General features: G+C 65.5%; 9 protein-coding genes. 1 reads left to right on the top strand and 8 read right to left on the bottom strand.

Features of this window, described 5'->3' with window-relative positions; all coding sequences use genetic code 11:
* The 5 genes from FJ471_RS24925 to FJ471_RS24905 all read right to left on the bottom strand — a co-directional run.
* Positions 1-805 (bottom strand): glycosyltransferase family 2 protein (locus tag FJ471_RS24925; RefSeq protein WP_140807384.1); only part of this gene is annotated, 805 nt, incomplete at its 3' end.
* Between the two features lie 118 nt (positions 806-923).
* Complete coding sequence (locus FJ471_RS24920) at positions 924-1,799, bottom strand: transglutaminase family protein (RefSeq protein ID WP_140807383.1); 876 nt, start codon at positions 1,797-1,799, stop codon at positions 924-926.
* A gap of 124 nt (positions 1,800-1,923) precedes the next feature.
* The gene (locus FJ471_RS24915) at positions 1,924-4,335 is read right to left on the bottom strand and encodes a circularly permuted type 2 ATP-grasp protein (RefSeq protein WP_140807382.1); all 2,412 of its coding nucleotides are present in this window, start codon (positions 4,333-4,335) and stop codon (positions 1,924-1,926) included.
* 6 nt (positions 4,336-4,341) lie between these two features.
* Complete coding sequence (locus FJ471_RS24910; protein ID WP_140807381.1) at positions 4,342-7,701, bottom strand: transglutaminase family protein; 3,360 nt, start codon at positions 7,699-7,701, stop codon at positions 4,342-4,344.
* Positions 7,702-8,069: 368 nt separating this feature from the next.
* Positions 8,070-9,266 carry an acyl-CoA dehydrogenase gene (locus FJ471_RS24905; protein WP_140807380.1) on the bottom strand — a complete coding sequence of 399 codons (1,197 nt, stop codon included), beginning with the start codon at positions 9,264-9,266 and terminating at the stop codon, positions 8,070-8,072.
* A 105-nt stretch (positions 9,267-9,371) separates the two neighbouring features.
* On the opposite strand from FJ471_RS24905, the gene FJ471_RS24900 reads away from it, so the two are divergent.
* Positions 9,372-10,283, top strand: coding sequence for a LysR family transcriptional regulator (locus tag FJ471_RS24900; protein WP_140807379.1), 912 nt, complete (start codon positions 9,372-9,374; stop codon positions 10,281-10,283).
* Here FJ471_RS24900 and FJ471_RS24895 read toward each other — a convergent pair whose 3' ends face one another.
* From FJ471_RS24895 to FJ471_RS24885, 3 genes are all read right to left on the bottom strand, one after another.
* Entirely contained in the window at positions 10,284-12,605 is a 2,322-nt protein-coding gene (locus FJ471_RS24895; RefSeq protein WP_140807378.1) for a Tex family protein, read from the bottom strand.
* 123 nt (positions 12,606-12,728) lie between these two features.
* Positions 12,729-13,907, bottom strand: coding sequence for a serine hydrolase (locus FJ471_RS24890; RefSeq protein WP_140807377.1), 1,179 nt, complete (start codon positions 13,905-13,907; stop codon positions 12,729-12,731).
* 27 nt (positions 13,908-13,934) lie between these two features.
* A complete protein-coding gene (locus tag FJ471_RS24885) occupies positions 13,935-15,131 on the bottom strand; it encodes a serine hydrolase (protein WP_140807376.1) in 1,197 nt (398 codons plus the stop codon).
* Positions 15,132-15,299: the final 168 nt, after the last annotated feature.

Here is a 15,299-nt window from a genome sequence, read left to right as displayed (position 1 = left end):
ATGCACTCGCTCGATAGCATGCAAAACTGTTCGCGATGTCCTCGCACACCTGTTCGCGATGTCCCCAGTCCAAACACTTCAGAGACGAGAGGGGAATGCCGCATGTGGCAAGCTTACGCAGCGCCAGGCGCCATTCGAGGAAGCGCCGCCCAGGCTCCACGACGAAGCGGGCGTCCGAGCGTTCCGACGAAACGAAGTAGATCATGATCGGCTGGGTCACGACCGCGAGCGAAGCCCTGCACATCACCTGCGCCCAGAACAAAGTATCCTCGTCATACGCAAGTCCGGTCGGAAACCGTGTATCGCCGACCACGCTCCGCGATACCAGCGCGGTGCCGATCGCGATAGAGCGGACCTGCCCTTGCAGATAGGCCGAGGCATTGGCGAACCCGTTCGCCGTGTAGCCGGCCGGCGTCTTGAATTGCCGATCTTGGCCGTCGGTGCGCCGCCGGTAGGCGCCGATCACCATATCGGGGCCTGGCGTGGTCCTGGACAGCAATGCCCGCAACCCTCCTTCGAGATGCAGGTCGTCGGCGTCGATCATGTAGAGCCAGGGAAAGCGTGCCTGCGCCAATGCAAGGTTGCGCGAGCCACCCGCGTCCCGGCAGCTCGACTGGATGACCCGCAACGGCAGGTTAAGCCGCAAGGAGGCATCCGCTGCCGCGGTCGCCGTGCCGTCGGTCGAGCAATCGTCGACCAGGATCACTTCGCCGATGACATCGGCTTCCGAGCGCAGCGTAGTCAACGTGTCGGCGATGGTCGCCGCCGCGTTGTGCGCCGGAATGATGACGCTGATCGCCGTCATAGCCGAGCCCCCCTATGCCCCGCCAATCCGTCGTCCCAGTAGCAGGCCCCAGTAGCAGGATAGTGGGCGGATCGCAATTTGAGAAGCAACTCGGACGGTGTAGGCCGCCCGCCAGCCATCAGGCGGCGACCGGAATGACGTCGACCGCCTGCTCGCCGACCTGGCCACCCGTCGTCTTCAGCACGCCGACGATCGGCGCCACGTCGGAATAGTCGCGCCCATAGCCGACCGTGATGTGGTCGTTGCTCGCCCGCATGCCGTTGGTCGGGTCGAACTCCTGCCAGCCGGCATCGCGCCCGCACCAGGCCCTGATCCAGGCATGCATGGCGTCCGCGCCTTCGAGCCTCGGCTTGCCCTTCGGTGGAATGGTGCGCAGGAAGCCGCTGACATAGCCGGCCGGGATGCCGAGCCCACGCAGGCCGGCGATCATGATATGGGAAAAATCCTGGCAGACGCCGCGCTTCAGCGCAAAAGCGTCGCTGGCCCGCGTCTGCACGGTGGTTGCCTTGCCGTCATAGGCGAAGTCGCGATGGATGCGGTTGCACAGATCGACCGCCGTGGCGACGGTTGACCCCGACAAACTGTCCCGTGCATAGGCCGTGATCGCCGCATCGATGCCGACATGATCGCTGGCGGCCAGGAAATGATGCGGCGCGGAAGGCGATAGCGACCGCACCGTATCCAGTTCCGACTTCAGCCCGCTTATGTCGGGTGAGACATCGAGGCCTGGCTCCGGCCGCGAGACCGACACGCGCGCGCTCATCCGGATATCGAGCGTCTCATGCGCATCGCGAAAGGCGATCGAGGTGACGTTGTTGCCGAAGAAATCGGAGAAATCGGCACGTTCGGCCGGCGTCGGCTGGAAGGACAGCGAAGCTGCGATCACACGCTGCACCCCGGCGATCGTCTGCGGCATCACGCGCACCTGGTGCCGCCCGCCGCCGGCGGCGGCGGCATAGTCGTAATGCAAATGAAGCTTGATATCGTAGAGCATTAAAGCAATTCCAGCAAAAATGCGCAGTGGTCAGGCTCGGCGGCTTCGCCGTAGCCTTGCGTCCGGAATTGCACAAAAACAAAGAGATAGAGCATTGGAGGCGATCCTTTTCGCTGGAAATGCTCTACCCGAAATAGGCCTTGGCGAGACTGTTGTAGAGACCGCCGATCTGGCCGGCGAGATCGTCGAGCGTCCCGGCACTCATGTCGGAAGGTTCCATGACGGCGATTGCCGTGTTGAGCTGCAGGATTTCCTTGGCGGCGGCCGACATGTGCCCCTCGCCGCCGATCGAAGGCAGCATGCCGATCTCGGCCTTCAGCCGTTCGAGCTGGAACAGGATCGAGCGCGGGTTGAGCGGGTCGAGCGCCAGCAGGTCGATCACCGTGCGCCGCCCGGCCTGCACCGGATATTGCCGCCGATGGGTCATGACGCTGTCGCCAATCTCCAGCATCATGTCGAGCGCCCCTTCCGGCGCCCCATTCCTCGTCAGTTGGCTAAGCGTGCGGGCGATCTGGATGCCGCGCTCCAGCCTGCGGCCGATCTCCAGGAAACGCCAGCCGGTGAAGCGGTACATGTTCTCGTGCAGCAGGCCGGAAAAGCCGGCGAGCTTGCGCAGCATCACCGTCATTGCCCGCGTCGCGTCGTCTCCAGGCGCGACCGTCTCGGCGAATTTGTGGATGGTCTTCGACAGATCCTTCAGCGCCAGCCAGCCATCCGGCGAGAAGCGGTCGCGAATCTGACCGGCGCTGTAGACCGCGCTGTCCAAAGTGCCGATCAGCCCCGGCGGTATCGCCGTTTCGACCTCGATGCCGAACGGCTCGAGATAGTCCCTGATATCGGCAAGCAGCGGCATATCAGGGTCGGACGTCTCGGCGAGCCGCACATGATAGGCGCGCAGCACGCGCACCGTGTCCTCCGAGCGCTCGATATAGCGCCCGAGCCAGGTCAGATTCTCCGCCGCTCGGCTGGGCAGGCTGCCCGGCATGGTGCGGGTGAAGCCGTCATGCTCCTGCGGCAGCAGCGTCTCGCGCTCGACCGGCCTGTCGCTGACCACCCAGACATCCGCCGCCTGGCCGCCCCGCTGCATCGCGATCGCCGTCGGATCGAGCGAGAAGCCGATGCGGGCGAAGCCGCCGGGCATCACCGCCCAGCCTTCCGGCGTGCGCGCCAGATAGACGCGCAGGCTGGCAGGCCGTGGCTCCAGCAGGCCGCCGACGAACACCGGCGTGGTCGACAGCGTCACCGCTTCCTGGCCGACGAAACCGTCGCCATCCGCCTCGATGCGCGCAACGAGCTCGGCCCGCTCGCCCGCCGATAGCGACGATCCAAGCCGGGTCGCGCCGTCGTCCTCGAAGGCAAGCCGGGTCGACAGCGCCGGGCCGACGACCATGCGGTCGATATTGGCCAGCACATGGGCGCGCGCGGCCTCCTGCCCGCACCACCAGGTGGCGATGCTCGGCAGGTTGAGATCGTCGCCTTTGAGCTCGCGCGCGATCCTGGGCAGGAACGACAGCAGCGCGCGCGTTTCCATGAGGCCGGAGCCAAGCGCATTGACTGCGGACACCGTGCCACGCCGGATCGCTTCGACCAGCCCTGGCGTGCCGATCTGCGATTCCGGCCTGAGCTCCAGCGGATCGGCAAAGGCCGCGTCGAGCCGCCGCCACAAGACACCGATCGGCATCAGGCCGGAAACCGTGCGCACCATCAGCCTGCCGCCGGAGACGGTCAGGTCCTCGCCCTCGAGCAGCATGATGCCGAGATAGCGGGCGATATAGGCGTGCTCGTAATAGGTCTCGTTGAGCGGTCCGGGCGTCAGGATGGCGACGCGGCCGCCGGACTCCTTGGCCATGCCGTTCAGCGCGTCGCGGAAGCGGCGGAAGAAGCCGGCAAGGCGATGCACATGCATCTCGCCATAGACGTCCGACAGCGCGCGTGTGGTGGCGACGCGGTTCTCAAGCGCAAAGCCGGCGCCCGACGGCGCCTGGGTGCGGTCGCCCAGCACCCACCAGCGGCCGTCCGGGCCGCGGCCGAGCTCGAAGGCGACCATGTGCAGGAAATGCCCATTGGCCGGCCGGACGCCGGCGACGGGGCGCAGGTATTCGGGGCTCGCCGCGATCAGCCCCGCCGGCAAGATGCCCTTTTCGACCAGCCGGTTCGGCCCGTAAACATCGGCCAGGATCGCCTCGAACAAGTCGGCGCGCTGGACCAGCCCGGCGCTGATCTCGGCCCATTCCTTCTCGTCGATCAGCAACGGGACATGCGCCAGCGGCCATTCCCGCTCATTGGCGCCGGCCTGTTCGTAGACCCGGTAATAGACGCCGGCATCGCGCAGATACTGGTCGGCGCGGGCAAAACGCTGCCCAAGCCGTTCGGCTCCCAAATCATCGAGCGCGCCGATGAAGGAGCGCCATGCCGGACGCGCATTGCCCGACGCATCGACCATCTCGTCGGCGATGCCTTCGATCGGCCGGTAGCGTTCCAGCAGGCTCTGCGCCCGCGGCCTTCCGCCCGCCCGTCTTTGATTCCCCTTGGCCATTGTCGATCAGAGTCTCGCTGGTCGCCTCAGGTCAAGGGTCATGGGAAACTCTTCAGAGGCTTCTTCGTCGCGCAGCACATAGCCGCCCGGAGTGTGGCCGCGCGGCTCGAAGCGGGCAAGGCGCCGCGCCTCGGCCTCGTTGCCGTTGACCGGGAAGGTGTCGTAGTTGCGGCCGCCGGGATGCGCGACATGGTAGACGCAACCGCCGACCGAGCGGCCCGACCAGCGGTCATAGATGTCGAAGACCAGCGGCGTGTTGACCGGCAGGGCCGGATGCAGGCCAGACGCCGGCTGCCAGGCCTTGAAGCGCACGCCGGCCACCGCGACCTCTCTGGTGTCAGTCACCTTCATCGGCACGATGCGGCCGTTGCAGACGATGGCATGGCGCTCCGGATTGAGGCCTTCGGTCCGCACCTGCAGCCGCTCGACGGAAGAATCGACGAAACGAACGGTGCCGCCGATCGCGCCCTGCTCGCCCATCACATGCCAGGGCTCCAGCGCTTGCCTGAGCTCGAGCTTGACGCCGGCTTGGCTAACCTCGCCGCAGAACGGGAAGCGGAATTCGAGCTGGGCGGTGAACCATTCAGGGCGGAAGTCGAAGCCGTTGAGCTTCAAATCCTCCAGCACGTCGAGGAAATCCGCCCACACATAATGCGGCAGCATGAAACGGTCGTGCAGCGAGGTGCCCCAGCGCACGAAGCGGCCGTCGAGCGGGTTCTTCCACGTACGGGCGATGATCGCGCGGACCAGCAATTGCTGGGCGAGCGACATGCGCGCATTGGGCGGCATCTCGAAGCCGCGGAATTCGACCAGCCCAAGCCGGCCGGTGGGGCCATCCGGCGAGAACAATTTGTCGATGCAGATTTCGGAGCGATGCGTATTGCCGGTCACGTCGGTCAGGAGATTGCGGAACAGCCGGTCGACCAGCCATGGCAAAGGCGCTGCGCCTTTGTCCGGATGCGGCACCTGCGCCAGCGCGATCTCGAGCTCGTAAAGCGAGTCGTGCCGCGCCTCGTCGAAGCGCGGCGCCTGGCTGGTCGGGCCGATGAACAGACCGGAAAACATGTAGGACAGCGACGGATGCCGCTGCCATTGCAGCACCAGGCTCTTCAGGAGATCGGGCCTACGCAGGAACGGGCTGTCGTTGGGCGTGGCGCCGCCGACCACGACATGGTTGCCGCCGCCGGTGCCGGTGTGGCGGCCGTCGATCATGAATTTGTCGGTGCCGAGCCGCGATTGCCGCGCTTCCTCGTAGATGGCCGCGGTCGTGGCAACGCATTCCTGCCAGTTGGCGGCTGGATGGATGTTCACCTCGATGACGCCAGGATCGGGCGCCACGCGGATGACGTTGAGGCGCGGGTCGTGCGGCGGGGCGTAACCCTCGATATGCACCGGCAGGCCGATCGCCTTGGCGGCATTCTCCGCCGCCGCCACCAGTTCGAGATAATCTTCCAGCGCCTCGACCGGCGGCATGAACACGCAGAGCCGGCCATCGCGCGGCTCGACGCTGAGCGCGGTGCGCACCGCGCCGCCGATCTCCGTGATCTCCTGCTCGACACGGTCCTGCTGGCCGGTCGTGGCCGTGAAGGACACCGCCTGCTGGCGGCGCGCCATTTCATCGGCGCCTTCAGGCTCTGCCGGAGCGGCTTCCGTCAGGATCGCGTCGCGCGCCGGCAGCGCGCCGCGCGGCACGGATGGATCGACCGGCACGATATAAGGGAATTGCGCTGGCGGCACGTAGGGCAGCGTGCCGAGCGGCAGGCGATAGCCGACGGGGGAATCGCCCGGCACCAGGAACAGGCGGCCACGCCGCGTCTTCCATTTTTCCGAGCGCCAGCGCTGCCCGGCGGCCTGGCTGTTCCAGCGCTGCACCGGCAGCACATAGCCAGACGGCTTGGTCAGGCCGCGCTCGAAGACGCGCGCCATGCGGCTGCGCTCCTCCGGGTCTTCCAGCTTCGAATTGGACGGGTCGACATTGTCGGGCAGCTTGCCTTCCTTGAGCAGCCATTCACCCGGATCCTCATAGGCTTCGCCGACCATCGCCTTGTCGATGCCGAGTTCATCGGCGATCGCCTTGAGCAGGCTTTCGGCCTGTGGGGGCCCGATGTCCGCCTTGCCGGTTTCTCGCGCGATCAGCGACGGGTCACGCCACACCGGCTCGCCGTCGGTGCGCCAGTAGAGCGAGAAGGTCCAGCGCGGCAGGCTCTCGCCCGGATACCACTTGCCCTGGCCGTAATGCAGGAAGCCGCCCGGCGCGAAGCGCTCGCGCAGCCGGCGGATCAACTGGTCGGCCTTGTCGCGCTTGGTCGGGCCGACGGCGGCCGTGTTCCATTCGGCGGATTCGAAATCGTCGACCGACACGAAGGTCGGCTCGCCGCCCATGGTGAGCCGCACGTCGCCATCTCTCAGCGCCGCGTCGACCTTTTCGCCCAGTCGATCGAGCGCCTCCCAGCTTTCGTCCGAGAACGGCTTGGTGATGCGCGGATGTTCGGCGATGCGGTCGACCCGCATGTCGAAGCCGAAATCGACATTGGCGAAGCTCGCCATGCCGGAGATGGGTGCCGCATTGCGGAAATGCGGCGTCGCGGCAAGCGGCACGTGGCTTTCGCCGGTGAGCAGGCCGGAGGTCGGGTCGAAACCGATCCAGCCGGCGCCCGGAATATAGACCTCGCACCACGCATGCAGGTCGGTGAAGTCGACGGCGGTTCCGGGCGGTCCGTCGAGCGAGACGAGATCGGGCTTGAGCTGGATCAGGTAACCCGAGACGAAGCGCGCGGCGATGCCGAGATTCCGCAGGATCTGCACCAGCAGCCAGCTCGAATCCCGGCATGAGCCCTTGGCCGCGGCAAGCGTCTCTTCCGGCGAATAGACGCCGGTCTCCATGCGCACGATATAGGCGATCTCGCGCTGCAGCTTTGCATTGAGGTCGACCAGAAAATCGACGGTGTTCTTCGGGCTGCGGTCGACGGTTTTCAGGAAGGCCGAAAGAAGCGGTCCGGCAGTTTCCGGCGTCCGGTAGATGGCGAGGTCGTCTCGGATCTCTTCCGGGTATTCGAACGGAAAAGTCTCGACCGACGGTTCGACGAAGAAGTCGAACGGATTGTAGACCGTCATGTCGGCGACGAGGTCGACCTCGATCTTCAATTCCGTCACCGGCTCCGGGAAAACGAAGCGGGCAAGGAAGTTGCCGTAGGGATCCTGCTGCAGGTTGACGAAGTGGTTCGCCGGCTCGACCTTCAGCGAATGGCTGAGCACCTTGGTGCGCGAATGCGGCGCCGGCTGCAGCCTGATCACCTGGGGCCCAAGCACCACCGGCCGGTCATATTTGTAATGGGTCAGGTGGTGAACGGCTGCCAGAATTGCCATGGTGCCCCGGAGAATGGCGTTTTACCGCCAGACCCTGACACAAATCCTGGCCGTTCTCCAAGCAGAGATGTTGCGCTGCACCTAATTTAAGCAGCGAATAAACGCTCGACGTCGCCGGGTAATGGCCAGTCTCCAGCGTCCGCGATTGGCGAAGACCCCTGCGCGTTCGTCATCCTATGGCGAAGCAAGGAGCGAAGCGAAGCGCGCAGACCATAGGATCCATTCCGTGACGCCAGGCGAAGAACGCGGCGCCGCAAACAAACCTCCGTCGCGCTTCTTGCGTCAAAAATTCCTGCACCGCAGAGACGCCTTGACGTTACGGAATGGATCTTCGGGTCAAGCCCGAGGATGACGAAGCCGAGGATGCCTTAGAAAAACGCCTGGATGCCCGTCTGCGCCCGTCCCAGGATCAGCGCATGCACGTCATGCGTGCCCTCATAGGTGTTCACCGTCTCCAAATTCTGCGCGTGGCGCATCACATGGTAGCCGATCTGGATGCCGTTGCCGCCATGCATGTCGCGGGCCTGACGGGCGATGTCGAGCGCCTTGCCGCAATTGTTGCGCTTGACGATCGAGATCATCTCCGGCGCCATCTTGCCTGCGTCCATCAGCCGGCCGACGCGCAGCGAGCCCTGCAGTCCGAGCGCGATCTCGGTCTGCATGTCGGCGAGCTTCTTCTGGAACAGCTGCGTGCCGGCAAGCGGCTTGCCGAACTGTTTCCTGTCGAGGCCGTATTGCCGCGCCCGCTGCCAGCAATCCTCGGCCGCACCCATGGCGCCCCAGGAAATGCCGTAGCGCGCCCGGTTGAGGCAGCCGAACGGACCGCCGAGCCCCTTGGCGTTGGGCAGCAGCGCGTCCTCGCCGACCTCGACGCCTTCCATCACCACCTCGCCGGTGATCGACGCGCGGAGGCTGAGCTTCCCCCCGATCTTCGGCGCCGAAAGCCCCTTCATGCCCTTTTCCAGCACGAAGCCGCGGATCTCGTCCTTGCCGTTCTCACCCTTCAGCTTCGCCCAGACGACGAAGACGTCGGCGATCGGTGCGTTGGAGATCCACATCTTCGAGCCGGAGAGCTTGTAGCCACTGGCCGTCTTCTCGGCGCGCGTCTTCATGCCGCCCGGATCGGAGCCGGCATCCGGCTCGGTGAGGCCGAAACAGCCGATCCATTCGCCCGACGCGAGCTTCGGCAGGTATTTCTTGCGCTGCGCCTCCGAGCCATAGGCATGGATCGGGTACATGACCAGCGACGACTGCACGCTCATCATCGAGCGGTAGCCGGAATCGATACGCTCGACCTCGCGCGCCACCAGGCCATAGGTCACATATCCGGCGCCAAGCCCGCCATATTCTTCCGGAATGGTGATGCCGAGCAGGCCCGCCTCGCCCATCTCGCGGAAGATCGACGGATCGGTCTTCTCGTCGGCGTAGGCTTCCTCGATGCGCGGCGCCAACTTGTCGGCGGCGAAAGCGGCGGCGCCGTCGCGCACCATGCGCTCGTCCTCGGAAAGCTGGTCCTCGATGAGGAAAGGATCGTTCCAGACGAAGGCGTTCTTCTCGGCGGCCATGGCCTCGCTCCCGGTAAAAATCTTGGATTGCCCGGCTTATCGGCCTCCAACTCGAAAAAATCAAACGAAATTGCATCGCAGATCAATGAGCGTTAGTAATGGATCATGAACGTTCAGCGCCGCCTGTTGCCGAACACAGCCGCCCTTGCCGCCTTCGAGGCGGTGGCGCGTCTCGGCTCCTTCACCGCCGCGGCGCGCGAGCTCGACTTGACGCAGGGCGCCGTCAGCCGCCAGATCAACCTGCTGGAAGAGCAGTTCGGGCGGCGGCTGTTCGACCGCGACAGCCGCAATGTCCGGCTGTCCGCGGCGGGCGAGATCTATGCCGAAGCAGTGCGCTCCGCACTTGGCCAGTTGCGCGACGCAGCGCTTGGATTGATGAGCAATCGGCATAGCGGCGTTCTCAACCTTGCCATCCTGCCGACCTTCGGCACGCGCTGGCTGATGCCGCTGATCCCAGATTTCGTCGCCCGCCATCCCGACATCACCATCAACTTCGCCACCCGCATCGGGCGGTTCGACTTCGCCCGCGAGCGGCTCGATGCCGCCATCCATCACGGCATGCCCGACTGGCCGGAGGCCGACAGCACGCTTTTGATGCGCGAAACCGTGATGCCGGTGGTTTCGCCCGAATTTCTCGCCACCCGCGCCATCGCCACGCCCGCCGATATCAGCCGCCTGCCGTTGCTGCACATGGCGACCCGCCCCGGCGCCTGGAGCGAATGGTTCGAGCATCAGGGGCTGGAAGCGCCGGCCGGACCCGGCATGCAGTTCGAGCAGTTCGGCACGGTCGCGCAGGCCTGCATGGCGGGCCTCGGCGTGGCGCTGCTGCCGGAAATCCTGATTGCCGGCGAATTGCAGCGTGGCCAGCTGGTGCCGACGCCAGGCACACCGATGCAAAGCCGCAGCGCCTATTATCTGGTCGTGCCGCACGACAAGCGCGGCCACCCGCCAGTCGCAAGTTTTCGCGACTGGCTGCTGGGTCAGATCGGCAAGGAGCCGACCGTCCTGGCGTGGTAGCTACTTGCGCTTCATCGCCTCGGCAAGCGCCGCGCCAAATGCACCCTGCGAAGGCTTTTCCGGCTGACGCTGCGGCGCTGGTGAGCGCGGCGCCGGCTTGCCACCGCCGTTATCGCGCTGGCCGCCACGGGGCGCCCCGCCCTCGCCGCCATCCTTGCGCATCGATAGCCCGATGCGCTTGCGCTTTATGTCGACATCGACGACCCGCACCTTCACCACGTCGCCGGCCTTCACCACCTCATGCGCGTCCTTCACGAAACGGTCGGCGAGCTGCGAAACATGCACCAGCCCGTCCTGGTGCACGCCGATATCGACGAAGGCCCCGAAGGCCGCGACATTGGTGACGGTACCCTCGAGCAGCATGCCGGGTTTCAGGTCCTTGATGTCGTCGACCCCTTCCGCAAAAGTCGCGGTCTTGAAGCCCGGACGCGGGTCGCGTCCAGGCTTTTCCAGTTCGGCGATGATGTCGCGCACCGTCGGCAGGCCGAAACGCTCGTCGACGAAGACGCGCGGATCGAGCGCCTTGAGCGCGGCGCTGTCGCCCATCAAGGCGCGCACATCGCGGCCGCAGGCAGCGACTATTCTTTTCGCCACGCCATAGGCTTCCGGATGCACCGACGACGCGTCGAGGGGCTCCGCGCCGTTCGGGATGCGCAGGAAGCCCGCGCTTTGCTCGAACGCGCGCGGCCCGAGCCGCGCCACCTTGAGCAGATCCTTGCGGCTGGCAAACGGCCCCGTCGCGTCGCGATGCGCGACGATGGCTTCGGCAAGCGACGGCCCCAGCCCCGAAACCCGCGCCAGCAGCGGCGCCGACGCCGTGTTGAGGTCGACGCCGACGGCGTTCACCGCATCCTCGACCACCGCTTCCAGGGAGCGGCCGAGGCGGTACTGGTCGACATCGTGCTGGTACTGGCCAACGCCGATCGATTTCGGCTCGATCTTGACCAGTTCAGCCAGCGGATCCTGCAAGCGCCTCGCGATCGACACCGCGCCGCGCAACGAGACATCGAGCCCGGGAAACTCGGCCGCTGCCGCCGCCGAGGCGGAATACACCGATGCGCCCGCCTCGCTGACGATCACCTTGAGCGGCTTCGGCCCCGCACCGGCCGGCAGGTCCGACAGCATGTCGGCAACCAGCTTCTCGGTCTCGCGGCTGCCGGTGCCGTTGCCGATCGAGATCAGCTCGACCTTGTGCTGGCGGATCAAGGCGGCAAGTTCGGCCTGCGTGCCGCGCACGTCGTTCCTCGGCGGGAACGGATAGACGGTCGTCGTCGCCACCAGCTTGCCGGTGCCGTCGACCACCGCCACCTTGACGCCGGTACGAATGCCGGGGTCGAGCCCCATGGTCGCCCGCGAGCCGGCGGGAGCCGCCAGCAGCAGGTCCTTCAGGTTGCGGGCAAAGACATGGATCGCCTCTTCCTCGGCCCGCTCGCGCAAATCGCGCATCAGATCGAGCGTCAGATGCAGCGACAGCTTTATCCGCCAGGTCCAGCCAGCCACCTCCATCAGCCATTTGTCGCCGGGAAGGCTGCCGCCAATCGCATACGCATTGGCGATCATGCGCTCGACCGGTTTCACCGGCGAGGTATCGTCCGCGTCGACCTCGATGTCGAGCGACAGCACCTCTTCATTGCGGCCTCGCAACATGGCCAAGGCGCGGTGGCTGGGGGCACCCGACCAGCGCTCGACATGGTCGAAATAGTCGGAAAACTTCGCACCCGCCTCCTGCTTGCCGTCGACGACCCTGGCGCGCAGGAAGGCGCGTTCCTTCATATAGGCGCGCAGCTTGCCGACCAGATCGGCATTCTCGGCGAACTGCTCCGAAAGGATGTCGCGCGCGCCTTCAAGCGCGGCCTTGGCGTCGGCCACCTCTTCCGTGACATAGGCGAGCGCAAGCTCGGCCGGAACTTTCGAGCGATCGGCGAGAATCGCCTCGGCCAAAGGCCCGAGCCCGCGTTCCCTGGCGATCTCGGCCTTGGTGCGCCGCTTCGGCTTGTAGGGGAGGTAGATATCCTCGAGTTCCGCCTTTGTGGCGGCCGCCACGATCTTGGCTTCCAACTCCTCGGTCAGCTTGCCCTGCTCGCGGATGGAGCCGAGGATGGTGTCGCGGCGCGCATCGAGCTCGCGCAGATAGGCGAGCCGCTCGGAAAGATCGCGCAACTGGGTGTCGTCGAGCCCGCCGGTGACTTCCTTGCGGTAACGCGCCACGAACGGCACGGTCGCGCCCTCGTCGAGCAGCCCGATTGCCGCCGCGGCCTGCTCCGGCCGCGCGTTGATCTCGGCTGCGATGATTGCTGCGATGCGCTTGATGTCAGATGCCATGCCGGTCCCTGTCGAAAAAGAGCGGCGACCATAGGCCGGGAGAACCGCCGCGCCAACCGCAACGGTTTCATCATGCGCCGAAGGTCCACAGAAAACAGCCCTTGGAACCAACCTCAGGTCGGTTCAAACCATGCCGCTCAGCGCCTTCAGGAACGCCACGATGTCCTCATCCAGCTTGTCGTCCACCGGTTCCGGCTGCGACGACATCTTGGCGATGACCACTTCCGTCTTCGGATTGACGTAGAGCCACTGGCCGTGGATGCCGATGCCGCAGAAGGCGCCGCTGTCATGGCCTGTCTGATACCATTTGTTGCGATAGCGTCCCTTCGGGAACAGGAACGCCATCGTGCCCCGCTGCCAGGCCTCAAAGCTGCCGCCCGTGGCGACCGTGTCGCGCACCCAGGCTTCCGGCACGACGCGACGGCCATTGGCGGTGCCGCCCTGCCGCATCATCTCGCCGATACGGGCAAGGTCGCGCGGCGTCATCGACATGCCCCCGGCGGTGCGCGCCGTGCCTTCCATGTCGACCGTCACCGACATTTCGCTTGCGGCACCCAGCGGCTGCCACAGTTTTTCGCTGAGCAATTGGCTGACGCGCTTGCCGGAGGCCCGCTCGACCAGGATGCCGAGCACGTCCGAATTGGGCGAGCGGTAGCGAAAAGTCTGGCCATGCGGCTCGCCCAAGCGTTGGATCGTCATCAGAAATGCCGCGAGGCTCTCCGACCCGCCGCCGGGATTCCACAGCGTCGAGCGGCGGTAGCGGGCGAAAGCGCTCTCCGGATCGAGATAGGCTTCCTCGAAATCGAGGCTCACCGTCATGTCGAGCACGTTGCGCACGCTCGCATCACCATAGGCTGAGCCCTTGGCTTCGGGAATGTATTGCGTCACCGGCGCGTTGGGGTCGAAGATCCCCTCGCCTTCCAATATGCCGGCGAGGATCGCCGTCACCGACTTGCTGATCGAAAAGATGATGTGGCGGGCTCCGAACGGCATATGCGGCGCCGACCAGTCGCCGGTAAGCTTGCCCGCCTTCAGGATCGTCAGCCCATCCGTATCGGAGCGCTTCAAGAAGCTCTCGACGGTTTCACTGCCGCCGGGAAGCGAGACCTTTTCCTCAAGCAAGCCGCCAAGCGATTTCGCCTGCTCCTCGCCGCCGGGAGCCGCCGCGACATGGGCGCTCGGCACCAATTCGCCGACATTCTGGAAGGACCATCGGTTGAACGGCGAAAGCCGCCAGGTTTCGAGCCGCACATCCTTGCGGGCGAAGCCATACTTGGCTTCGAACACGGTCTTGCCGGTCATGATGCTCTCCGGGATCTATTTGCGGTTTCAGGCCAGCGCGGCGGCGATGGCATGCACCGCCTTCTGCGTCGCCACCGAATAGGCGGAGTTGAGGAAATCCGGATAGGTCGAAAGCTTGACCACGACCATCCTGTGTTCCCAGCTCATATGGATCAATTGGCCGAACACGCCGCGGCACATCAGCGAGCGCGATCGCGAATCCTCGATCCAGAACTGGTTGCGATAGCTGCCGTCCGGCAGGCTCGGGCTGAAATCCGGCCCGTGCTTGCCGCTGCGCGTCGCCTCGATCCAGTCGGCCGGGATCACGCCGCCGCCATTGTCCAGGATCAGTTGCCCGAAGCGGCCATAGTCGCGCAGCGTCGCGTTGAAGCCGCCATCGGCCAGCGCGTAGCCGGCGCTGTCGACGGTGAAGCAGGCGCTCTCGTCGGCGCCGAGCTTCTGCCAGAGTTCTTCGGAGACAAGCTGCGCCAGACGCTTGCCGCTCGCCCGCTCCATGATGAAAGCGAGCACGTCGGTCTCGATCGAGCGGTATTCGAACGCCTCGCCATGCGGGCGCACTTTGTCCTTCAGCCGCAGGATCAGCTCGAACAGGTGCGACGGCCAGGCAAAGTCCGGATCGCTGCCCGGTGGGATCGGCTTCCAGCCGGTCGCGACATCGACCTGGCCGATCTCGGAATAGCGGTCGGTGTATTCCTCGGAAAAGCGCACGCCCGTCGTCATGTCGAGTACGTGCTGCACGGTGGCGCCGGCCCAGCCGGTCTCGCCGAGCTCCGGCAGATAATCGGTCACCAGTCTGCCCGGATCGATCAGGCCGCGCCCGACCAGGATGCCGCACACCGATCCAGTGACCGATTTCGCCATCGACTGCGACAGATGCAGCGAGCGCTCGTCCATGCCGTTGAAATAGCGCTCATAGGCAACCTCGCCGTCCTTCAGCACCAGGAAGCCGTCGGCATAGGTTTCGTCCAGCAGGCCGGCGAGCGTCGTCGGCGCTCCATTGCTGTCGACGACCGGCAGATCGTCGAGATCCACCTCCGCGCGCTCGAGGCGATGGCGGTGGCCGCTGCCGCGCCAGACCTCGACCGTCGGCAGGAATTCGCGGATATGCTGGAAGGCCCAGCGGTTCCAGGGCGGCCGGTCCCAGTCGAGCTTCGGCGGCACCAGCTTCGGCGGCGAGCCCTGCATGATCGGCGGCCGCGGGTCGGAGTTGCGATAGGACGACAAGATTTCCTCCTCGATGCGTGTCGCCCAAAAATGCGTGAGCGGCTTTCGCGGAGCGACATGCACAGAGCAATTCCAGGAAAAGTGTGTAGCGGTTTTCCGTCCGGAATTGCGTAAAAACAAAGAGATAGGTGGTTCGCCGTTTCCATGAAACGGCGAACCGCTCTAGTC

The sequence above is a fragment of the Mesorhizobium sp. B2-7-1 genome, from assembly GCF_006440735.1.
GTDB lineage: Bacteria > Pseudomonadota > Alphaproteobacteria > Rhizobiales > Rhizobiaceae > Mesorhizobium.
Note: the sequence above shows the minus strand (reverse complement) of the source record. Positions and strands in the feature narration are given on the sequence as shown.

What these genes read in the sequence shown, in the direction of transcription:
- FJ471_RS24920 (WP_140807383.1), bottom strand. Translation starts at nt 1,799, where the DNA reads ATGCTCTACGATATCAAGCTTCATTTGCATTACGACTATGCCGCCGCC.
- FJ471_RS24915 (WP_140807382.1), bottom strand. Translation starts at nt 4,335, where the DNA reads ATGGCCAAGGGGAATCAAAGACGGGCGGGCGGAAGGCCGCGGGCGCAG.
- FJ471_RS24910 (WP_140807381.1), bottom strand. Translation starts at nt 7,701, where the DNA reads ATGGCAATTCTGGCAGCCGTTCACCACCTGACCCATTACAAATATGAC.
- FJ471_RS24905 (WP_140807380.1), bottom strand. Translation starts at nt 9,266, where the DNA reads ATGGCCGCCGAGAAGAACGCCTTCGTCTGGAACGATCCTTTCCTCATC.
- FJ471_RS24900 (WP_140807379.1), top strand. Translation starts at nt 9,372, where the DNA reads ATGAACGTTCAGCGCCGCCTGTTGCCGAACACAGCCGCCCTTGCCGCC.
- FJ471_RS24895 (WP_140807378.1), bottom strand. Translation starts at nt 12,605, where the DNA reads ATGGCATCTGACATCAAGCGCATCGCAGCAATCATCGCAGCCGAGATC.
- FJ471_RS24890 (WP_140807377.1), bottom strand. Translation starts at nt 13,907, where the DNA reads ATGACCGGCAAGACCGTGTTCGAAGCCAAGTATGGCTTCGCCCGCAAG.